Source organism: Streptomyces sp. NPDC034043 (assembly GCF_055575675.1).
Map to the genome: position 1 here is coordinate 357,340 of NZ_JBVISF010000004.1, position 19,488 is coordinate 376,827.

At 71.3% G+C, this 19,488-nt stretch carries 19 protein-coding genes; 5 read left to right on the plus strand and 14 right to left on the minus strand.

Annotated elements, in window-relative coordinates:
* The first annotated feature begins 94 nt into the window (after positions 1-94).
* Positions 95-622 (plus strand): DUF4245 domain-containing protein, encoded by a 528-nt coding sequence (locus ACZ51S_RS12950; protein WP_468475604.1) that lies wholly within the window; start codon positions 95-97, stop codon positions 620-622.
* 127 nt (positions 623-749) lie between these two features.
* Here ACZ51S_RS12950 and ACZ51S_RS12955 read toward each other — a convergent pair whose 3' ends face one another.
* The 4 genes from ACZ51S_RS12955 to ACZ51S_RS12970 all read right to left on the minus strand — a co-directional run bounded on the left by ACZ51S_RS12955 (position 750) and on the right by ACZ51S_RS12970 (position 4,484).
* Positions 750-1,340 carry a malonic semialdehyde reductase gene (locus ACZ51S_RS12955; RefSeq protein ID WP_388934181.1) on the minus strand — a complete coding sequence of 197 codons (591 nt, stop codon included), beginning with the start codon at positions 1,338-1,340 and terminating at the stop codon, positions 750-752.
* A 101-nt stretch (positions 1,341-1,441) separates the two neighbouring features.
* Positions 1,442-1,714: an exodeoxyribonuclease VII small subunit gene (locus tag ACZ51S_RS12960; protein WP_468884479.1), complete on the minus strand. Its 273-nt coding sequence runs from the start codon at positions 1,712-1,714 to the stop codon at positions 1,442-1,444.
* 19 nt (positions 1,715-1,733) lie between these two features.
* Positions 1,734-3,071: an exodeoxyribonuclease VII large subunit gene (xseA, locus tag ACZ51S_RS12965; protein ID WP_468960736.1), complete on the minus strand. Its 1,338-nt coding sequence runs from the start codon at positions 3,069-3,071 to the stop codon at positions 1,734-1,736.
* Positions 3,072-3,104: 33 nt separating this feature from the next.
* Positions 3,105-4,484 carry an APC family permease gene (locus ACZ51S_RS12970; protein WP_468800986.1) on the minus strand — a complete coding sequence of 460 codons (1,380 nt, stop codon included), beginning with the start codon at positions 4,482-4,484 and terminating at the stop codon, positions 3,105-3,107.
* Between the two features lie 86 nt (positions 4,485-4,570).
* Here ACZ51S_RS12970 and ACZ51S_RS12975 point away from each other — a divergent pair, with 86 nt between their 5' ends.
* A complete protein-coding gene (locus ACZ51S_RS12975) occupies positions 4,571-5,575 on the plus strand; it encodes a 4-hydroxy-3-methylbut-2-enyl diphosphate reductase (RefSeq protein WP_468475572.1) in 1,005 nt (334 codons plus the stop codon).
* 21 nt (positions 5,576-5,596) lie between these two features.
* Positions 5,597-6,346 (plus strand): polyphosphate--glucose phosphotransferase, encoded by a 750-nt coding sequence (ppgK, locus tag ACZ51S_RS12980; protein ID WP_468960738.1) that lies wholly within the window; start codon positions 5,597-5,599, stop codon positions 6,344-6,346.
* 35 nt (positions 6,347-6,381) lie between these two features.
* Here ppgK and ACZ51S_RS12985 read toward each other — a convergent pair whose 3' ends face one another.
* A complete protein-coding gene (locus ACZ51S_RS12985; protein ID WP_468475574.1) occupies positions 6,382-6,867 on the minus strand; it encodes a DUF6542 domain-containing protein in 486 nt (161 codons plus the stop codon).
* A 150-nt stretch (positions 6,868-7,017) separates the two neighbouring features.
* On the opposite strand from ACZ51S_RS12985, the gene ychF reads away from it, so the two are divergent.
* Positions 7,018-8,106 (plus strand): redox-regulated ATPase YchF, encoded by a 1,089-nt coding sequence (gene ychF / locus ACZ51S_RS12990; RefSeq protein WP_468475575.1) that lies wholly within the window; start codon positions 7,018-7,020, stop codon positions 8,104-8,106.
* Between the two features lie 84 nt (positions 8,107-8,190).
* On the opposite strand, the gene ACZ51S_RS12995 is transcribed toward ychF, so the two are convergent.
* Positions 8,191-8,454: a type II toxin-antitoxin system RelE family toxin gene (locus ACZ51S_RS12995; RefSeq protein ID WP_030207783.1), complete on the minus strand. Its 264-nt coding sequence runs from the start codon at positions 8,452-8,454 to the stop codon at positions 8,191-8,193.
* Positions 8,447-8,716 carry a type II toxin-antitoxin system Phd/YefM family antitoxin gene (locus ACZ51S_RS13000; protein WP_468475576.1) on the minus strand — a complete coding sequence of 90 codons (270 nt, stop codon included), beginning with the start codon at positions 8,714-8,716 and terminating at the stop codon, positions 8,447-8,449. The genes ACZ51S_RS12995 and ACZ51S_RS13000 overlap by 8 nt, the downstream gene beginning before the upstream one ends.
* 146 nt (positions 8,717-8,862) lie before the next feature.
* Here ACZ51S_RS13000 and ACZ51S_RS13005 point away from each other — a divergent pair, with 146 nt between their 5' ends.
* A complete protein-coding gene (locus ACZ51S_RS13005; protein WP_468960740.1) occupies positions 8,863-9,951 on the plus strand; it encodes a hypothetical protein in 1,089 nt (362 codons plus the stop codon).
* 87 nt (positions 9,952-10,038) lie between these two features.
* On the opposite strand, the gene ACZ51S_RS13010 is transcribed toward ACZ51S_RS13005, so the two are convergent.
* The 7 genes from ACZ51S_RS13010 to ACZ51S_RS13040 form a co-directional block, all read right to left on the minus strand.
* Positions 10,039-11,379 (minus strand): hypothetical protein, encoded by a 1,341-nt coding sequence (locus tag ACZ51S_RS13010; RefSeq protein ID WP_468960742.1) that lies wholly within the window; start codon positions 11,377-11,379, stop codon positions 10,039-10,041.
* Complete coding sequence (locus tag ACZ51S_RS13015; protein WP_468884438.1) at positions 11,376-13,376, minus strand: hypothetical protein; 2,001 nt, start codon at positions 13,374-13,376, stop codon at positions 11,376-11,378. Before ACZ51S_RS13015 ends, ACZ51S_RS13010 begins: the two co-directional genes overlap by 4 nt.
* Positions 13,373-14,167 (minus strand): toll/interleukin-1 receptor domain-containing protein, encoded by a 795-nt coding sequence (locus tag ACZ51S_RS13020; RefSeq protein ID WP_468884436.1) that lies wholly within the window; start codon positions 14,165-14,167, stop codon positions 13,373-13,375. The genes ACZ51S_RS13015 and ACZ51S_RS13020 overlap by 4 nt, the downstream gene beginning before the upstream one ends.
* A gap of 316 nt (positions 14,168-14,483) precedes the next feature.
* Complete coding sequence (locus ACZ51S_RS13025) at positions 14,484-15,737, minus strand: helix-turn-helix domain-containing protein (RefSeq protein WP_468884434.1); 1,254 nt, start codon at positions 15,735-15,737, stop codon at positions 14,484-14,486.
* A 330-nt stretch (positions 15,738-16,067) separates the two neighbouring features.
* Positions 16,068-16,448, minus strand: a complete 381-nt coding sequence (locus ACZ51S_RS13030) for a CPCC family cysteine-rich protein (RefSeq protein ID WP_468884432.1) — start codon at positions 16,446-16,448, stop codon at positions 16,068-16,070.
* 212 nt (positions 16,449-16,660) lie between these two features.
* On the minus strand, positions 16,661-17,614 hold the full coding sequence (locus ACZ51S_RS13035; RefSeq protein WP_468960743.1) for an SMP-30/gluconolactonase/LRE family protein: 954 nt from the start codon (positions 17,612-17,614) through the stop codon (positions 16,661-16,663).
* A 139-nt stretch (positions 17,615-17,753) separates the two neighbouring features.
* On the minus strand, positions 17,754-19,382 hold the full coding sequence (locus ACZ51S_RS13040; protein ID WP_468884426.1) for a PucR family transcriptional regulator: 1,629 nt from the start codon (positions 19,380-19,382) through the stop codon (positions 17,754-17,756).
* Positions 19,383-19,488 lie beyond the last annotated feature (106 nt).

The following is a 19,488-nucleotide window of genomic DNA, read 5'->3' on the forward strand; positions in this document are numbered from 1 at the left end:
TCGCGGTGCCCCGCCGCGGGGGCCGTCCCCGCCGCCACGCCCACCCCGGCGGTGATCGCCCAGGACGATGCGGGACGATGGTGCCGTGGCAGGTATGAAAGGCAAGCAGACGGTCTGGGACATGGTCCGGTCGCTGGCGGTGATCGGCGTGGTGGTGGCGGGCATCTACATATTCGTTCCCCACGACGAGGACGCCGACCCGACGCGCACGGTGGACTACCGGGTGGAGACCATCACGGCCCGGCGCGCGGCGCCGTACCCGGTGGCGGCCCCGGTGGGCCTTCCGGAGCAGTGGCGGGCCACCTCGGTGACCTTCGAGCGCAAGAACGCGCACGCCTGGCACCTGGGCTTCCAGGATCCGGACAGGCAGTACGTCGCCGTGGAGCAGTCCACCGACGCCTCGGCCAAGAACGTGGCCAAGCTCACCCAGCAGGCGAAGGCCACCGGGCAGACCCAGCAGGTCGGCGACCGGGCGTGGGAGCGCTGGGACGGCGAGAAGTACGACGCGCTGGTCCGGCAGGAGCAGGGCTACGTCACGGTGGTGACCGGCACAGCCTCCTTCGAGGGGCTGGGCGCGATGGCGGCGGCGCTGGAGTTCAAGCAGGGGCCGCAGACCCCGTAGCGGCCGCGGCGGGCCCGTGCCCCGTACGCACGACCAACGCGAGAGGCCGCCCGCCCCGGAATCCGGGGCGGGCGGCCTCTCGCCGTACGCGGTGCCCGCGGCCGCCCCTCACGGGCGGCCCGGCGGCTCAGACGGTGGTGACGACCTGGTCGAACTCCAGGCGCGGGGAGCGCGGGAACCAGGCGTCCTCGCCCGGCTTGCCGATGTTGACGACCATCAGCGGGGTGTGGTCGGCGTCCAGGAACTCCTTCTGCACGCCGGCGAAGTCCAGGCCGGTCATCGGGCCGGCGGCCAGGCCGGCGGCGCGGATGCCGATGATGAAGTAGGCGGCCTGGAGGGCGGCGTTCAGCACCGCGGACTGCTCGCGGACCGGGCGCTCGGAGAAGAAGGCGTCCTTGGCCTGCGGGAAGTGCGGCAGCAGCTGGGGGAGCTCCTCGTGGAACTCGTTGTCCGCGGAGAGGATCGCGACCAGCGGGGCGGCGGCGGTCTTGGGCTGGTTGCCCTCGGCCATGTGCTTCACGAGGCGCTCGCGGGCCTCGGGGGAGCGGACGAGGGTGATGCGCAGCGGGGTCTGGTTGAAAGCGGTGGGGCCGTACTTCACCAGGTCGTAGATGGCCTGGACCTGCTCCTCGGTCACGGGCTCGTCGGAGAACGAGTTGGCGGTGCGGGCCTCGCGGAAGAGGAGGTCCTGAGCAGCGGCATCGAGCACGAGAGACATCGGTAAGCCTTCTTCGTCGGGTACGGAAGTGAAGCGGTATCACCGACCCTACGGCGAAAGTAGGTGAAATTTCAACTAACTCGTCGGGGCGGTGAGCCGGATCACTCCTCGCGGTCGCCGCCGTCCTGGCCAGCCGCCGCCTCCCGGGCCGCCAGCGCCGAGTCGAGCCGGGCGCGAGCCCCCTCGAGCCAGTGCCGGCAGACCTTCGCCAGCTCCTCGCCGCGCTCCCAGAGGGTCAGTGACTCCTCCAGGGAGGTGCCGCCGGCCTCCAGCTTGCGGACGACCTCGACGAGCTCGTCGCGCGCCTGCTCATACCCCAGCGCCGTATCGGTGTCGGTCATTCCTTGGTATCCCATCGTAGGTGTGCGGTGCATCGGGTTGCGGTGGAATGTGTCAGTTTTCGAGGGGCCCTGCACCGGCGGTCGAGCCCGGTTCCACCGGCGTCTCCGGGCCCTCTCCCGGGCCCGTTTCCGCGCCTGCTCCCGGGCCTTCTCCCCGGCCCGCTTCCGGTCCCCCGGCGCCGGACTCCGCGACCGCCACCGTGAACGCGCCCGCCGCCACCCGGACGTGCAGCACCTCGCCCGCCGTGACCTCCGCGGCCGCCCGCACCACGTGCCCGTCCGCCCGCTGGAGCACCGCGTACCCGCGCTCCAGGGTCGCCGCCGGGGACAGCGCCACCACCCGGGCGAGGGTGTGCTCCAGCTCCGAGTCGGCCCGGTCCAGCAGATGCCCGAGCGTGCGCCGGCCGCGGGCCAGCAGCGCGTCCAGCTCGGCCCCCCGGGTCTCCACCATCCGCTGCGGGTGCACGAACACCGGGCGCGCGAGGCAGTGCTCCAGCCCGCGCTCCTCCCGGTCGAGCAGGCCGCGCAGGGCGCGCAGCCCCCGGCCCTGGAGCTGGCGCACCCGCTCCAGCTCCTCGCCCACGTCCGGGACCACCTTCTTGGCCGCGTCCGTCGGCGTGGACGCCCGCAGGTCCGCGACCAGGTCCAGCAGCGGGGAGTCCGGCTCGTGCCCGATCGCCGACACCACCGGGGTGCGGGCGGCCGCGACCGTCCGTACGACCTCCTCGTCGGAGAAGGGCAGCAGGTCCTCCACGCTGCCGCCGCCCCGCGCCACGATGATCACGTCCACATCGGGGCGCGCGTCCAGCTCCCTGACCGCCTCCACCACCTGGGGCACCGCGTGCACCCCCTGCACGGCCACGTTGCGCACCTCGAAGCGGACCGCGGGCCAGCGGCGACGCGCGTTCTCCAGCACGTCCCGCTCGGCCGCCGAGGCCCGCCCCACCACCAGGCCGATCAGCTGCGGGAGGAACGGCAGCGGCTTCTTGCGGTCCAGCGCGAACAGCCCCTCGGCGGCCAGCGACCGCTTCAGCCGCTCCAGGCGCGCCAGCAGCTCCCCGATGCCGACCGGGCGGATCTCGCTCACCCGCAGGGACAGCTGCCCGCGCGGGGCGTACCACTCCGGCTTGGCCAGTACGACGACCCGCGCGCCCTCGGAGACCAGGTCCGCGACCTCGTCCCAGACCTGGCGGAAGCAGGTCACGCTGACCGAGACGTCGTGCGACGGGTCGCGCAGCGTCAGGAACACCACCCCGGCCCCCGGCCGCCGGGACAGCTGCGTGATCTGCCCCTCCACCCACACCTGGCCCAGGCGGTCGATCCAGCCCCCGATCAGCCGGGACACCTGACCGACCGGCAGCGGCGCGTCAGCCGACGTATTCAGACCCATGCACGCAGGCTAACCGGCGCCGCTGACAGCGTCTCAGGCGCCGCCCGGGGTGTCGGCGCCCGCGCGGTCGCGCCCGCGCTGCACGAGGAGCACCCCCAGCCCCACCAGCAGCCACACCGCCCCCACCAGCTGCGCGGTCCAGGAGGCCTCCACGATCACCGCCACCGTCACCGCCGCCCCCAGCACCGGCACCACCAGGTGCTTCCACCAGACCGGGGACCCCTCCCGCCGCCGGACGACGAACCAGCCCACCACCGAGGCGTGCAGCAGGGTGAACGCCACCAGGGCCCCGACGTCCACCACGGAGACCAGATGGCCGAGGCCGTCGTCGCGCCGGGCCGCCCACACCGCCGCCACCAGCGTCACCGAGGCCGCCACCAGCAGCGCCGCCCGCGGCGTACCGCCCGAGGTGCGCGCCAGCGCGGCCGGCAGCCGCCGCTCCCGGGCCATCGCGAACAGCAGCCGCCCCGCCGCCGCCTGCCCGGCCAGCGCCGCGAAGGCCGCCCCGACCGCCTTGCTCACCGCCACCAGGTCGTGCAGCCAGGACCCGACCGACGCCTCGACCGCGTCGTAGAAGGCCGGCCCCTGAAGTGCCGGGTCCGCCGCCAGCTCCGCCGAGGACACCGGGGCCAGCAGCGCCGCCAGGTAGGTCTGGGCGACGAACAGCACCCCGGTCAGCGCCAGGCAGAACAGCACCGCCCGGGCCACCCGGGCGCTCCCCCCGGTGACCTCCTCCGCGAAGGAGGCGATGGCGTCGAAGCCCAGGTACGACAGGACAGCCACGGACACCGCGCCCAGCACGGCCGCCGCCGAGAAGCCCAGCGACCCGTCGCCGGTCAGCGGCGAGAGCCAGCCGCGCCGGGCCCCGCCGCCGGCCAGCACGGTCACCGCCGCCACCAGGAACACCACCAGCACCGCGATCTCCACCGCCAGCACGGCGAAGCCCACCCGCGCGGCCACCCGTACGCCCCACAGGTTCAGCAGGGTGGTGACCACCACGGCCAGCGCCGTCCACACCCAGCGGGACACCTCCGGGACCAGCGCGTGCATCGCGATCCCGGAGAACAGGTACGCCACCGCCGGGATCAGCAGGTAGTCCAGCAGCGCCATCCACCCGGCGATCAGCCCCGGCCCCTCGCCGAGCCCCTTGCGCGCGTACGTGAAGACCGAACCGGCCTGCGGGGCCACCCGCACCATCTGCGCGTACGAGAGGGCCGTGAGGGCCATCGCCACGGTCGCGACCAGGTACACGAGGGCCACGGCGCCGTGCGACTTCGCGTCGAGGGTGCCGAAGACCCCCACCGGGGCCATCGGCGCGATGAAGAGCAGCCCGTAGACCACCAGGTCGCGGAAGCCCAGGCTCCGGCGCAGTGCCGCGGGCGCCGCCGTACGGGAATCCGTCGCGGATGCCATGGGTCCTCCGGGTGAGGGTCGGTACGGACGTTCGGCCAAGTCTGTGCCGAACGGGCGACGTCCGGCCTGCTGGAGACCCCCGTACGATGGAGCGTATGACTGCTCCCGCCCCCGCTCCCGCCTCCCGCCGCGTCCTGCTCGCCGCCCCGCGCGGTTACTGCGCGGGCGTGGACCGTGCCGTGATCGCTGTCGAGAAGGCCCTCGAGCAGTACGGCGCTCCGGTCTACGTCCGCCACGAGATCGTGCACAACAAGTACGTCGTCCAGACGCTGCAGAAGAAGGGCGCCGTCTTCGTCGAGCGGACGGAGGAGGTCCCGCCGGGCAACATCGTGATGTTCTCCGCGCACGGCGTGGCGCCGGTGGTGCACGAGGAGGCGGCGACCGGCCGGCTCGCGACGATCGACGCGACCTGCCCGCTGGTCACCAAGGTCCACAAGGAAGCCATCCGCTACGCCAACGAGGACTTCGACATCCTCCTCATCGGCCACGAGGGCCACGAGGAGGTCATCGGCACCTCCGGCGAGGCCCCGGACCACATCACGATCGTCGACGGCCCGGACGACGTGGCCAAGGTCGAGGTCCGCGACGAGTCCAAGGTCGTCTGGCTCTCCCAGACCACCCTCTCGGTCGACGAGACGATGGAGACCGTCGACGCGCTGAAGACGAAGTTCCCGCTGCTCGTCTCCCCGCCCAGCGACGACATCTGCTACGCCACCTCGAACCGGCAGGCCGCCGTCAAGGCGATGGGCGCCGATTCCGACCTGGTCATCGTCGTCGGCTCCAAGAACAGCTCGAACTCCATCCGCCTGGTCGAGGTCGCCCTGGACGCCGGCGCCCGCGCCGCCCACCTGGTCGACTTCGCGAGCGAGATCGACGAGGCCTGGCTGGAGGGCGTCACCACGGTCGGGCTGACCTCGGGCGCCTCGGTGCCGGAGGTGCTGGTCGAGCAGGTGCTGGAGTGGCTCGCGGAGCGCGGCTTCGCCGACGTGGAGATCGTCAAGACGGCCGAGGAGTCGATCGTCTTCTCCCTGCCCAAGGAGCTACGCCGCGACCTGCGCGCCGAAGCGGCCGAACTGGTCGCCGACAAGTAACTCCTTTCGTACGGTATGTCCATGAAGATCTTCGGCGTGGACATCGGCGGTTCCGGCATCAAGGGCGCTCCCGTGGACCTGGAGCGCGGCGAGCTGGCGCAGGAGCGCCACAAGGTGGGGACCCCACAGCCGGCCACCCCCGAGGGGGTGGCCGGCTCTGTCGCGGAAGTGGTGGACGCCTTCTCCTGGGAGGGCCCGGTCGGTGTCACCTTCCCCGGCGTGGTCACCGGCGGCGTGATCCGGACGGCGGCCAACATGGACAAGGGCTGGGTGGGCGTCGACGCGGCCGCCCTGCTGTCGGACCGGCTGGGCGGCAGGCCGGTCACGGTCCTCAACGACGCCGACGCCGCGGGCGTCGCGGAGATGACGTACGGCGCGGGCCGCGGGGTGGCCGGCACCGTGCTCCTGCTGACCCTGGGCACGGGCATCGGCAGCGCGCTCTTCCTGGACGGCAGGCTCGTGCCGAACACGGAGCTGGGCCACCTGGAGCTCAAGGGCCACGACGCGGAGACGCGGGCGTCGGTCAAGGCCAAGGAGGACGGGGACCTCAGCTGGGAGCGCTGGGCGCAGCGGCTGGAGAAGTACCTGGCCCACGTGGAGATGCTCTTCTCCCCGGACCTGCTCATCCTGGGCGGCGGCGTCAGCCGCAAGCCGGAGAAGTTCCTGCCGCTGATCAAGGGCATCCGGGCGGAGATCGTCCCCGCGAAGCTCCAGAACAACGCGGGGATCGTCGGCGCGGCCATGGCCGCCCGCGACCGGGCCGCCCGGTAGGCGGGGCCGCCCGGCAGGCGGAGGCCGGCGGCGGGTCAGTAGGCGGCGCTGGACGTCCTGCGCTGCTGCCGGGCGGCCCGCCGGCGCCCGCTCAGCGCGGCCCTGCGCACCAGCGCGATCAGCCCGGCGATCAGCGTGCCCGCGTACAGCCACCCGGCGTGCAGGGACAGCGCGGACACCACCCCCATGAGCTGCCCGCCGAAGCCGCCGGAGCCGCCCGAGACCGGCCACACTCCGGCGGCGAAGGCGATCGGGGCCGTGATCGGCGCGGTGATCAGGTCCGCCGGCCGCACCCACACGGCGACCGCGGCGGTGACGGGCAGGAAGAGGAGCCCGTACGCGAAGAGCGAGGAGCCGAACAGCAGCCGGCAGACCCCCGCCACCAGCAGCATCGCCACGCAGGCGAACAGCCCGCCGCCGAGCCCGGTCAGCATCGGCCGCGGCGGCCGCCGGGGCGCGGCGGGCCGCCGCGGCGGGGCGGGCACCGGGGCGGGCACCCGCGGGTGACGTACCGAACGCATCCTGTATTGCTCCACCCCACCAAACTAGGCGGGAAGCCGCCCGGATCCCGCTCCGGACACGCGTACAACCAGCGCCGCTCAGCGGAAAGTAAACTGTCCGGTGGCCCACCTCCGGGCCGCCGCCCCCTCCAGCTACGGGAAGTCGCCAACGTGTCGCTCACGATCGGAATCGTCGGCCTGCCGAATGTCGGCAAGTCGACCCTGTTCAACGCCCTGACCAAGAACGACGTGCTGGCGGCCAACTACCCGTTCGCCACCATCGAGCCGAACATCGGCGTGGTCGGCGTCCCCGACCCCCGCCTGGCCAAGCTGGCCGAGATCTTCAGCTCCCAGAAGATCCTCCCCGCCACGGTCGACTTCGTCGACATCGCGGGCATCGTGCGGGGTGCCTCGGAGGGCGAGGGCCTGGGCAACAAGTTCCTGGCGAACATCCGCGAGTCGGACGCCATCTGCCAGGTCATCCGCGCCTTCAAGGACGAGAACGTCGTCCACGTCGACGGCAAGGTCTCGCCCAAGGACGACATCGAGACGATCAACACCGAGCTGATCCTCGCCGACCTCCAGTCCATCGAGAAGGCCGAGCCGCGCCTGACGAAGGAGTCCCGCCTCCAGAAGGAGAAGGTCGCGGTCCTGGCGGCGGTCGTCGAGGCCAAGAAGATCCTCGAAGGCGGTGACACCCTCTTCTCCAAGGGCATCACCAAGGGCACGGAGAAGGGCGACCTCCTCCACGAGCTCCACCTCCTCACCACGAAGCCGTTCCTGTACGTCTTCAACGTGGACGAGGACGAGCTGACGGACGAGGCCTTCAAGGCGGAGCAGTCCGCCCTGGTCGCCCCGGCCGAGGCGATCTTCCTGAACGCGAAGCTGGAGGCGGACCTCGCGGAACTGGACGACGAGGAAGCCCTCGAGCTCCTCCAGTCCGTCGGCCAGGAAGAGCCCGGCCTCGCCACCCTCGGCCGCGTCGGCTTCGCCACCCTGGGCCTCCAGACCTACCTGACGGCCGGCCCGAAGGAAACCCGCGCCTGGACCATCAAGCAGGGCGCCACCGCCCCCGAGGCCGCCGGCGTCATCCACACCGACTTCCAGCGCGGCTTCATCAAGGCCGAGGTCATCTCCTTCGCGGACCTGGTCGAATGCGGCTCGGTCGCGGAGGCCCGCGCGAAGGGCAAGGCCCGCATGGAGGGCAAGGACTACGTCATGCAGGACGGCGACGTGGTGGAGTTCCGCTTCAACGTCTGAGCGCACACCCGTAGACGGCCTGACCTGCGAGAACGCGGGTCAGGCCGTTGTGCTGTCCGCAGCAGTCCGCAACACCTGGAGCGGCTACGTGTCGTAGACCGTGGAGCGGTGTCCGACGTGTACGACCCACACCACCAGTTCCCCGTTGTCGATCGTGTAGACGACACGATAGTCGCCGACCCGTAGGCGGCGGCGCTCAGGCTGGGATACGAGTGCGGTGGTGTTGAAGCCGAAGGGGTCGCTCTCCAGCTCTGTCAGTTTGGCCAGGATACGAAGAGCCATGTCGCGCGGGATCTTGCGCAGCTCGGCTTGGGCCTCGGGCCGGAACACCGTGCGGTAGTCACTCACTGCGTGCCAGCGTCTCCCTCATCACGTCCTCGATCGGGACGCCGGAGGCCGGGTTCGCCATGCGCTCGTCGATGATGCGGTTGATCTCGCGCTCTTCCCACTCCTGGTACTTGCGCAGAACCTCGATCGAGACCACGGCGGCAACCTGCTTGCCGCGACGGGTGATGACAGTGGGTACGTCGTCGCGGTCGGCCCGTTCGACGACTTCGGCCAAGTGAGCGCGTACGTCGCGGATGGACTCTATGGGCAGCGGCTGAGTCATGCTTCAAGGGTACCGAGTGTGCCATGTGTACACAATCTGTGGGCCCCACACTCGTTGGGATGACTTACCGGTTGGGTGGCCATTTCCGGACAGGGATCCGGGGGAAGTTCCTTCTATTACCTCTTACCGTTCGTGAGGTCGCAGGCGTGATCGTGTTGGCGCCGCTGTACGCGTCAATCTTCAGTGTGGCCGCCGTCTATCTCGGCGGGAGGCTGCTGGCTGATGTGCCGCTGCTTGCATTCCCTGTCCATCGGCCGGGGTCGTGGCTGCGCCGGTTCAACGCGCCACGCCGGCGGGCCCGGCGACACGTCGAGGAACTGGTACAGAAGTCGCAGGCGTGTCTTCTGCGCCTCGACGTTCAGCAGCCTGACCGGTGGTTGCGCGCGGTGCTGATGAGGTGGCGATTGGCGGAGCGCGGTGAGTGGTGGTCGTCATGGGTAGTGGCGATCATGGCGCTGACGGCCTTGTCGTTGGGGCTCATGCTTGCAGCCGCAGCCGAGTCGCGCCTGCAGGCTCTTCTGTGGGTGCTCCTGCCCAGCTTGTCCCTTCAGTGGCTCGTGGTACTGCATGTCCGGTTGTCCGTTATCGCGATGCGGCGCGGCTCTGCGGAGGCGAACCTATATCGCGCCGCGGTCGATGTGCTGCTCGCCTGCGGCACTCACCATCAGCAGCCGCGAGCCACGAGCACGGCCGACCTCGTGCGGTGTGTGAGGAGGCTGCGAAACGCACTGGTGTGTTACGCGCGGTTCGGACTGCCGCGATGTGCTCAGGGGCGTGCGAGGGATGTGGCCCGGGCGACGATTCTTGATCGCGCGTTCGCTGAGGCGATGGATTCCGTGCTGGCAGACCGGCGCCAGCTGGCAGCCCTGGCTAGCAGCGTGGTCGACCTGGCCGAGGCGCGAGTCGGCGTCATCCGGGCCGAACTCGTGCTCCGGCCGGCCGGTGAGACCTTCCGGCGTACGCCGATTCCCGGAGCAGGGGTGCTGCGGCCGATGTGGGACATCGGCAACCGGAGGGACGACGGCACGTGTGAACTGGACATCGCCGTGCTGTGGGTCGAGTTCGCTGCCGACCTCGCGCCCGGCGCTCGGGCGCCGGTGCGGCTCCTGCCCCTGACCGCGGCGCGGTGGAGTCACCTCGCCCCTGGCGACCGGATCACGCTGTACGAGACCGCGGAGGTCGGCGGGACGGCGACGATCCTGGAGGTCCGGCCGCCGTCGCCGGGCGAGGAATGATGGTCTTGCACAGGTCCGGACAGGAAATGGCTCCCCTGCCGTGGTGTGCGGGGAAGGGGAGCCTCGGAGAGCCGGCCGTCTACCGGATCAGAGTCCGCTCTCGTCGTCCTCGTTCCGTGGGCCGGGTTCGGCGGGCCGGTGCGGGCTGTGCGACGGGTCCCAGAAGTGCGGGGACGGAGTGTCGTCGTGGCTCGTCTGCCACCAATCCTGGCCCCGGCCTCCGACGTTCGGGCTGTCTTCCGCCGCCCTCGGCGTGAACGTGCCCGCATCGGGGGCCATGGCCGGGTCGGTGAACGGCGGGCCCTCGGAGGCCGGGGAGTGGGGCGGCCGGGAACCGGTGGTGTTGCCCTCACCCGAAGGCGCGTTGTCCGGGGCCTCGTTGGGACCCAGGCCAAAGGCCCGCCTGATCTCGTCGGCGGCCTCGTCCAGCCCCTCCGTTTTCAGGAACCGCATGATGCGGTGCGCGAGCACCGTGTAGCCGTCCATGTCCGGCTTCAGGCCCGCCTCCGTCAGCAGCAGGCGCAGTCGATCCGAGACCCCTACTTCCTCCTCGCGGTCGAACACCCCTCCTCCGTGGTCGTTCCCGTCCCACGGCGGGCCCCCGACGGTCGCTTCGTGACGTGCGCCCACGGGTGGGACGAGCAGGTGGCGGAAGAGCTCGGGCACTTCCGCGTCGTTGGCAGCCGCCGCGACCTGGGCGAGCGGGCCGATCATGTGGACCGCCTTCTCGATTTCGTCCTCATGGCGGGCGAGCCACCACACCACCGCGCTGCCCGCGCTCTTGAGCACGTCTTCTCCGAGGTAGCGTCGCTTGTTGCGTTCGTGCTGACGCTCGTACTCCCAGATCTCCTCGTCCTTGCGGAGGTCGTTCAGCTTCCGCAGGCGTTCGCGGTCGGCGAGGGCGAGGGTCAGCGTCACATCGGCCGCCATGGCCATCACCCGTCCGCTCAGGTCCGGGACCATGGTGCCCAGCTCCCCCTCCAGGAGGTACCGCGCGAAGCTCGCCCGACCGGGTTCCTGGTGACGGACGACATTCAGGGCCCGGCTGACGACCGAGGAGACCGCGACGGCCGAGGAGGCGCTGTCGGACTGGCCGTGGTGGTCGGTGACCGGCCTCCACCACACGGTGGCGGAGAAGAGGAAGTCGTAGCCGTCCGTCGCACTAGGCAGCGCCGCGTCTATCACCCGTGCCTCCTGCAACGGCTGCTCCGTCGGCATGGCCGGCGGCTCGGCTTCCCCGGGCTCGTACGAGTCGGGAGACGCGCGGCCACCGCTGAAGACCGTCATCACGAGCAGCAGGGAACCGGAGGCCGTGACCATGGACATGAAACCCGACAACAGTGCCGACCAGTCCAGGAAGTGTCCGAGCACAGCCGGTGCGACGCCGCAGAGAGCGAGGAACAGCAGGCTGGGAAAGCGGTGTTTCATCGTTCCTCTTCCGTGGTCCGTGATGCGGCGCCCGCACGCTCCGTACTCTCCGTGCGGGCGTACTGCGCTTGGTCGATGTACTGCCAGAAAAGGGTGGCGACGGCCGCCCGGGACGGGTGGCGCGCAGACCGTGCCCAGTCGCAGGCGATGACGTAGAGGCGGTGGAGAGCGGCTGTGCGGCCGTGCGTCGCCCCGACCATCACGCCCAGCGCCATGTCTTGCGTACGGTCATCCGCCACGGTGTCCAGCCAACTGCTCACCAGCGGGTCCCAGAGTTCCGTCGGCGGTTGGGAGAACACCGTCTTCCAGCCCAGGAACAGGTCCGACCAGCGGGGCGGGTCCGGTGCTCGGCCGCTCCTCACCAGCTCTGCGAGCAGGTGGAGATGGGGATAGGCCCCGGACGGTTCCTGAGCTGCCCGCTCCCGCAGGCGGTCGATCAGCACTCGGTAGAGCCGACGGTCGCGGCCGGCGAGGTCGAGAAGTGCTTCCCGGGCTCCGTGCGCCGCCTCCTCCCTCCGTACGGCGAGGTAGTGGAGGCGCACCATCGCTTGATCCGGGTGCGTCGCGCCGAGGCTCTGGTGGCAGGCGGTCGTCAGGGTACGGGCCAGGCCGTCGGACACGGATCCGGACCTTGCCACGCACTCGTAGATCCGCTTGCGGAACCATCCGCCGAACTCCTGGTGTCGGAGACCCAGGTCGAGGGCCGTCACGGCTCGCGGTTCGCCGGATGCCTTGGCCGCGCGGTCCGCCCAGCGCACCACGAGGTCGAAGAGGTGGTCGGGGCGCCCGACGGCCAGGGACCGCTCTCCGAAGCGGACGACGATGTCCATCTGGTCGTCGGTGGTCAGACCGTCCAGCCCGGCGGCGCGGTCGATCCAGTCCCTGAGCTCGTCGCGCACCCCGGGGAAGTTCGTCCAGAAGTACGCCCGTACCGCATCGGCGTAGGCCAGCCGCTCGAAGCGGAGCCGTCCGTCCGGGGCCCGCTCGATCCCGAGCGCTTTCAACCGCTCCCCGAAGTCCGTCTGCGCGAACTCGGAGGTCACCTCCTCCTTGTGCCCCACCTTCTTCATCAGGCCTTGCCATGCCTCGTAGACGGTGTCAGCGCGAGCCCCCTCGAAGACTGCCGCCGCGAGCAGAAGGGCCCGCTCGGGCGCGGTGCGGACCGCGGCCATCTGGCGGCGCACCTCACCGGCACGGTCGGTCACCGCGTGTATCGCCTGGTCGAGCCATCCCGCAAAGTCGGAGCCGAACCGGCCACTGTCACGGGCGGCCTTCACCAGCCCCGCGATCCGCGCCAGTTCCGACATGGGGGAGCGGTCACACATGCCCTGGAGGTCTGCGCTCCTCAGGTCCGCAGGGCGGAAGGACATCTGGTCCATACGGAGGTGCCTGGTGAGGACAGCGACGCCCCGGGGACGCTCCAGCTTCACCGTGTGCGGCTCGAAGTCCGACGCATGGGCGTACTCCATGACCGACGGCAAGACGACGACCATGTGGGCCCCCGCCTCCTGGACCTTCGACCGGTACACGGCCAGACGGCGCTGAGCCCTGGTGTACTGCCCTTCGTCGGTGATTCCGGAGAGGTCGAGAAGGAAACGGTCCCCTTCGCCGGGGGCGGGTGACTTGTAGTCCCTGTCATCCTCCGTGGCCGTGGCGGGAAGCTCCTCGATCCGCACCCTCTCCTCGTCGGTGCTCCCCTCCTCACCGAACCCATGCAGCAGCATGATCGCCGCGGCACGGCGGCCGCTGCCGGGCGGTCCCTCCAGCAGCACCACCGACCCCGGTTTCTCCAAGTGGTCGGCGGCGATGCGGTAGCCCCTGGGGGGAACGAACCGGTCGGCCAGGCGCACCCGGTCCTCGCGGGCGATCCGGAGGGACTCGACCCCTTTGCGTCTCATCCAGTCCGGGCCGACGCCGTAGAGGTTGTACTGGTGCCCGCCGCCGCTGTTCACCGGGCCGTGCGGATCATTGACGCTGACGTGGTCCTGCCCGGTCATCGCCCGTCGTCCGAGCGCCGGCGCTCGCGCTCGAAGCGCTGGTGGACCGTACCGCTGTTGTCGCCCGCGGTGAACTGGACCCCGGTGTTGTCGCCCTCGAAGTGAGGCGCGTTGTACTGGTGGCCCCGGCCGGTGTTCACGGGTCCCTGCGGCTCGTTGACGAAGGTGCCGGACAGGTCGCCGTTGAGGTTTCCGATGCCGCCGCGCACGCGCTGTTCGACGTCACGTGTCCGCATCCTGGTGTGTCCGGTGTCCCGGGCCGACTTCTCGCGTGACGTCGCCTCCGTCCGCTCCCTTGCCGCACGGCCGTCGCGGTCCGCCCTGCCCAGCTCGGGCAACAGCCGGGCGAGGGTGTCCCCGAGCGTCGTCAGGTCGGATTGGGCGTTGCGGTGGTCGAACCGCCTGTATTGGAAGTCCGCCAGTTCCACCAGATCGTCCGGAAGGACGGTGCGGTCGATCCGCGCGATCTTTCCGACGAGCACGGGGATCACCAGGGCCCCGCGGTCGAGCGCGGTCTGGATCTCACGACGGGTCCAGTCCTGTTCGGCTTCGAGCGCGGGGCGGCCGTCGGCTCCTTGTACCTCCGCCCAGCGTGGGCCGATGACAGCGAGCAGAGCCTGGCACTCCTCCGCCGCCTTGGCCAGTTCCACCGGGAAACGGAGTCCGGGGTCGATCGAGTTGCTGGCGAAGAAGATCCGCTCGTCACCGAACCTTCGGGCGAGTTCGCGAGCGATCATGGTGGCGGCGGATTCCTCGTCGCCTGTGCGGTAGTTGACGAAGACGTCGTGCATGAAGGTTCCCTTCGGGAGAGTGAGGACGATGAACGGGCACGGGGCTGTGGAGCGGGGTTCCGGTTCGCCCGAGCCATGAGGTCCCGACCGTGTGACGGCGTGGCGCGTCCACAGGAGGGCGTGCGGAGGGAGGGGCACCGCCTGGGTGTCACCGGCTGTGGGCAGCCCGGAGAAGCCGGGGGCGCGATGTGACGCGGCGGGCGGGAATCAGCTAGGCCCTCGGGGATCGCGGGATCGCGGGATCGCGGGATCCGGAAGGCCGGAGGGGCCGGGTGGTGGTGAGCCGGGCGATGCGTCCGGGGCGGTCGTGCGGGCGTCAGCCGTGCGCGGGGGCGAGTACGCGTGCCAGCGCGGGCTGCAGATCACGCACGGCGTGGCTGCTCCGGAACCGGGACAGTTCCCGTGCGAGGCGTCGGACGTCGCTGTTCACCGTTGCTGAGGGCACGGCCGGCATCATTCCCAAGAGATCCTGGGCGATCGCGCACGCGTGCTCGACCTCGCCGGAGGCAGCGTGTGCCAGGGACCGGCGGAAGCCGTAGCGGGCGCGGGTACGCAGCGCGTGCGGCGGAAGGCGGCGGTACTCCCGGTCGAGTACCTCGGCAGCGGCCTTGGGGCGCCCGAGGTCGTACAGACACCAGCCGGTCGACATCGCCGCCGGATCGCTCACGTGTGAGGTGCCGATCACGGGCTCGGCGCCGTGGAGGGCGTCATCGTCGGCGAGTAGCTCCCGTGCCCTGTCGAGGCTGCGGAGGCAGTCGGCTTCGTTGCCGACGAGCGCGTGCCCCTGGGCCTCTCGCTGGGCCGCGAGTCCCCTGATGCGCGGTGGGAGTTCGCTGCCCTGGGCGCGGCGGGCCAGGTCGACGGTGCCGGCGGCGTCCCCGCCGTACATGGTGACCAGAGCGCGCCGCACCAGTGCGTAGGAGCCGAGGTGCGGGTCACCCCCGGCGCCCGCCAGTTCGACGGCCTCGCCCGTCCAGCCGAGTGCCGCGTCGCTGTCCCCGGCCTCCTGGGCCATCCAGCCGGTGAACTCCGCGAACCGCGAGGCGAGTCGGAGCGCGGGGGCCCGGGAAGCGGACCGGGCATCGGAGGCGAGCCCGGCGACCATCCGGGTCTGCGTCTCCAGCAGGGGCAGCAGGATCTTGGGAGCCGTGGACTGACCGAGCTTCCGCAGCTGGTCGAACTGCGTGCGGTAGGACCCCAGGAGGGGGTCATCGGCGGAGGACAACGCCTGACCGCCCAGTTTCAGGCCGAGGTCGACCAGCACCCCCGTGCCCGCTGAGAGGACTGCCCGACGCCCGACGAGCCAGCGGCTCGGACCGGCGGGGGATTCGGCGGTCTCCGAGTCCGAGTCCACTTCGGGGCGGGCGACCAGGCGCTGCAGCTCGCCGTCCGCGCCGAGGAAGGCGTCGCACCGCCGGGCCAGTTCGGGGGACGCGGAACGCTCTCCGCGCTCGACCTTGCTGAGGTGCCCCTTGTCGTAGTTGAGCGCAACGGAGAACTCGGTAAGAGTCAGCCCCGCTGCGACGCGTAAGCGGCGAAGCTCCGGGCCGAACCGTAAAGCCGTGCTCATCATCAGCCTCCCCTTGAACAGCGACCGCGAGAGCCGTCCGCCCTCACGGGAGCCGTCACCAGACGATCACCGGTCGACGCGAAACCCGACGATGAACACGGGGTGTAGTGGCCTCGTCTCGCTTCGCGTCCGAAAGCGAGTCTGACACGGCTATCGCCTGGAGAATCGGGGTTCGGCGGTGTTGCCCGTTGCCTCTTTCGTTCTGCGGCGTTCCCCGCCCGTTCCTCCGAGTGACCAGGCTTGCCCGTGATCGGGGACGAGGCGTTGAGAGCCGTACGCGCCGTCGGCGTCCAGCCGCCGGAACGGGAGCGGAAGATCGCCTGGTGGTGGTCATGTGTGGTCCCGGCGCCAAAAAGTTGGGAGCCACCAGCAGAGCGCCGAGCGGTCGTCGGGCCACGGGGCACGGGACTCGGCGTCCCAGTCCTCGAAGGAGTCGCGTGTCAGGTCGATGGGGCGCCAAGCGGGGTCGAGCGGCTCGCCCTCGGCCGGCGGGCGGACGTACCGGCGGCCGTGCCAGTCGCAGGCGCCGAACTCGCGGTAGTTGCTCTGAGCCTCGATCAAGGAGACCTTGTTCGCGCCGCCGGGCATGGTTGGCCAGCGGAACTGGACCCCGTCGTCCTCCCAGAAGCACACGGGGCAGATGTCGTACGAGCTGGGCATCAGGCTCAGCACACGGTGCCCGCAACAAGGGCAGGGGTAGCGGTCGCTCACCTCCGCAGTCTGGTGGAAGGTCCGGCCGGTGCGCCATGGATGCCGACGGCGTTCGCCGGGGAGCGCATCAGGTAGACCCTCGCGTAGTGCCGCGTAGTCCTCGGCCGGGATGAGCACGTCCGGGTCTGACCCCTCTCGGGGATCGGCAGACCCGGACCCGCCCCTGTGGCGGAGCGTTTCCGCAGGGGCGGGGCTGGTTGCGGCCCCCGGGTTCAGTGGGAGGTCGGCCAGGGGCGGTGGCCCGGGCCCGTGGGGTGGGTGCCGGTGACCGCCATGACCACCGAGTACAGGCTGGTCTCCGCGGTGATGAACAGGCGGTTGCGCTTGGCGCCACCCCAGGAGATGTTGGCGACCGCCTCGGGGACGTTGAGGCGGCCGATCAGGGTGCCGTCGGGGTCGTAGCAGTGCACGCCGTCGCCCATCGCGGCCGCCCAGAGCCGGCCGCCGTCGTCGAAGCGGAGGTTGTCGAAGCGGGCCTTCTCCCGGGCCCCGGCCTCGGCGAAGACCTCGCCGTCGGACAGGGTGCCGTCGTCGCGCACGTCGAAGACCCGGATGAAGCCCGCCCGGGTGTCGGAGACGAACAGCCGCCGCTCGTCGGCCGAGAAGACCAGCCCGTTCGGCGCGCCGAAGCAGTCCGCGACCAGGCGTACCTCTCCCGTGGCCGGATCGATCCGGTACACGTTGTTGGAGCCGATCTCGCTCTGCGCGCGGTAGCCCTCGTAGTCGCTGGTGATGCCGAAGTCGGGGTCGGAGAACCAGATCGAGCCGTCGGACTTCACGGCCGCGTCGTTCGGGCTGTTCAGGCGCTTGCCCTGCCAGCGGTCGGCCAGCACGGTGACGGTGCCGTCGTGTTCGGTACGGGTCACCCGGCGGTTGCCCTGCTCGCAGGTGATCAGCCGGCCCTCGCGGTCGAGGGTGTTGCCGTTGGTGTGCCCGGCGGAGCGGCGGAACACGGCGACCGAGCCGGTCTCCTCGTCCCACCGCAGCATCCGGTCGTTGGGGATGTCGCTCCAGACCAGCTGGCGCCAGGCCGGCACGTAGATCGGCCCCTCGGCCCAACGGCAGCCGGTGTACAGGACCTCCAGGGCCTCGTCACCGTTCATGCACCGCCCGGTACGGAACCGGTCGTCCAGCATCTCGTACAGCCCCGGGCGCTCGCTGCTCATCGGGTCCGCTCCTCACTAAGGACATCATCCGCCGAATGTGGATCGGCCTGATGGGGAGATTGCAGGATGGGATATGGCAGCTGCAAGAGAAATCAGAATGGAGAGTTGTGGATCACATCCGGGAGCGCGGTGTCGGGGCTCAGGTCGCCCGGAGGGCCGCCAGGAAGTCCAGGCGGGTTTCCAGCAGGGCGAGGTCCGTGTCCGTCAGCTGTTCGATGCGGGCGATGCGGTGGCGCAGGGAGTTGACGTGGAGGTGGAGGCGGGCGGCGGTCCTCGTCCAGGACGCGTCGCACTCCAGGAACGCCTCCAGCGTGGCCAGCAGTTCCGTCCGGTGGCGGCGGTCGTGGTCGCGGAGGGGACCGAGGTGGCGGGCGGCGAACGACCGGCGCGCGTCGGCCGGGATGAGGGGCAGCAGCGACAGGAAGTGCGCGGTGAGGTCGTCGGGGCCGCGTACGGTCACCCGGTCCGGGCCGTCCTGGGCGGACCGCAGTGCGTTGCGGGCCTCCCCGAGGGCCCGGCGGGCGTTCCCGGGATCGGCCACCGGCGAGCCGACGCCGATGGAGACGCTGTCCGTCGGGCCGAGCCAGCGCGCGAGGGCGGTGGCGAGCCTCTGCCGCAGGGCGGCGAGGTCGAGGCCGGGGGCCGGCTCGGGCATCAGGACGAGGAGTACGGCCTGTTCGCCGTCGACGGTGGCGGCGATGTCCTCCGCGGCCACCCGCACCGGGCCGACCGGCTGGACCAGGGCCTCCTCCAGGAGTACGCGCAGCGCCGGCGCGGGGACCGGGCGGCCCCCCTCCCGTGCGCCGCTGGCGACCACGTACTGGCAGCGCGGCCACGTGGCGACCCCGCTGAGGACGGCTTGCGCGGTGCTGCGGAGCCTGACGGGTATCTCCTCGGGCGGGACGCTGCCGCTGCACACCAGGTCGAGGCTGCGGCGGGCCAGGTCGCGGCGGGCCGCCTTCGCCTGTTCGTGCGCGGACCGCGCGTCGGTGAGCAGTTCGGCGATCCGGCCGAGGAGTTCCGTGTCCGGCGCGGGCCACTGCGAGACGTCGGCCTCCACCGCGATCAGCCAGTCGCCCAGCTCGGCGGCGTCTCCGGTGCCGTTGCGCACCGGTACCAGGGAGTAGAGGCGGCTTCCGACCGCGGCCCGGTGCGGAGCCGGCTCGTGCGCCCGGCGCGCGGCGAGGTACCGCGCGGCCAGCGCCGACGCCGTCCGGGGGTGCAGCGGAGGGCGGGCCCCGGCGATCTGGCGTCCGGTCGCCGACAGGACGCGCACGTCGAGGCCGAGGCTGTGCCGCAGCAGCTCCAGTACGGAGTCCGGGGCGGCCCGGTCGGTCAGGAGTCGCCGGTGGCGTTCGACCAGGGCGGCGAGGCCGGCGACGTCCCGGCGGTGCAGACGGCGCAGGACGTGTTCGGTGATCGCGGCGAACGAGGTCTCCGGCCGCACGGCGATGAGCGGGAGGCCGTGCCGCCGGCAGGCGCGGACCAGGTCGTCCGGGACGGGCCCGTGCTCGACCTCGCCCGCGGCCAGGGCCGTGACGCCCGCCCGGGTGAGGACGCGTACGAACGGCTCGGCGTCTCCGGGCCCGTGCCACCAGGCGAGCCCGGTGAGGACGAGCTCCCCGCCGTCGAGGAAGCGGCCCGGGTCGGCCAGGTCGATGGTCGGTACGGCGCGAACGGTGCGGTCGAGCACGCCGCCGTCGGTGTCCGGGACCACGAGCAGACGCAGTCCCAGCCCGTCGGTGTCCAGGAGTTCACGCAGCCGCATGACGGTCACCCTCTCACGCCGTACGCCTCGCGGGACAGGGATCACCGCAGTTCAACGGGGTGCGGCGGGCGGAAGGCACGGTCGTCCACAGGCGGCGGAGCAGCCG

Coding starts and splice junctions, on each gene's coding strand:
- ACZ51S_RS12950 (WP_468475604.1), top strand. CDS start 95: ATGAAAGGCAAGCAGACGGTCTGGGACATGGTCCGGTCGCTGGCGGTG.
- ACZ51S_RS12955 (WP_388934181.1), bottom strand. CDS start 1,340: ATGTCTCTCGTGCTCGATGCCGCTGCTCAGGACCTCCTCTTCCGCGAG.
- ACZ51S_RS12960 (WP_468884479.1), bottom strand. CDS start 1,714: ATGCACCGCACACCTACGATGGGATACCAAGGAATGACCGACACCGAT.
- xseA (WP_468960736.1), bottom strand. CDS start 3,071: ATGGGTCTGAATACGTCGGCTGACGCGCCGCTGCCGGTCGGTCAGGTG.
- ACZ51S_RS12970 (WP_468800986.1), bottom strand. CDS start 4,484: ATGGCATCCGCGACGGATTCCCGTACGGCGGCGCCCGCGGCACTGCGC.
- ACZ51S_RS12975 (WP_468475572.1), top strand. CDS start 4,571: ATGGAGCGTATGACTGCTCCCGCCCCCGCTCCCGCCTCCCGCCGCGTC.
- ppgK (WP_468960738.1), top strand. CDS start 5,597: ATGAAGATCTTCGGCGTGGACATCGGCGGTTCCGGCATCAAGGGCGCT.
- ACZ51S_RS12985 (WP_468475574.1), bottom strand. CDS start 6,867: ATGCGTTCGGTACGTCACCCGCGGGTGCCCGCCCCGGTGCCCGCCCCG.
- ACZ51S_RS13000 (WP_468475576.1), bottom strand. CDS start 8,716: ATGACTCAGCCGCTGCCCATAGAGTCCATCCGCGACGTACGCGCTCAC.
- ACZ51S_RS13010 (WP_468960742.1), bottom strand. CDS start 11,379: ATGAAACACCGCTTTCCCAGCCTGCTGTTCCTCGCTCTCTGCGGCGTC.
- ACZ51S_RS13015 (WP_468884438.1), bottom strand. CDS start 13,376: ATGACCGGGCAGGACCACGTCAGCGTCAATGATCCGCACGGCCCGGTG.
- ACZ51S_RS13020 (WP_468884436.1), bottom strand. CDS start 14,167: ATGCACGACGTCTTCGTCAACTACCGCACAGGCGACGAGGAATCCGCC.
- ACZ51S_RS13025 (WP_468884434.1), bottom strand. CDS start 15,737: ATGAGCACGGCTTTACGGTTCGGCCCGGAGCTTCGCCGCTTACGCGTC.
- ACZ51S_RS13035 (WP_468960743.1), bottom strand. CDS start 17,614: ATGAGCAGCGAGCGCCCGGGGCTGTACGAGATGCTGGACGACCGGTTC.
- ACZ51S_RS13040 (WP_468884426.1), bottom strand. CDS start 19,382: ATGCGGCTGCGTGAACTCCTGGACACCGACGGGCTGGGACTGCGTCTG.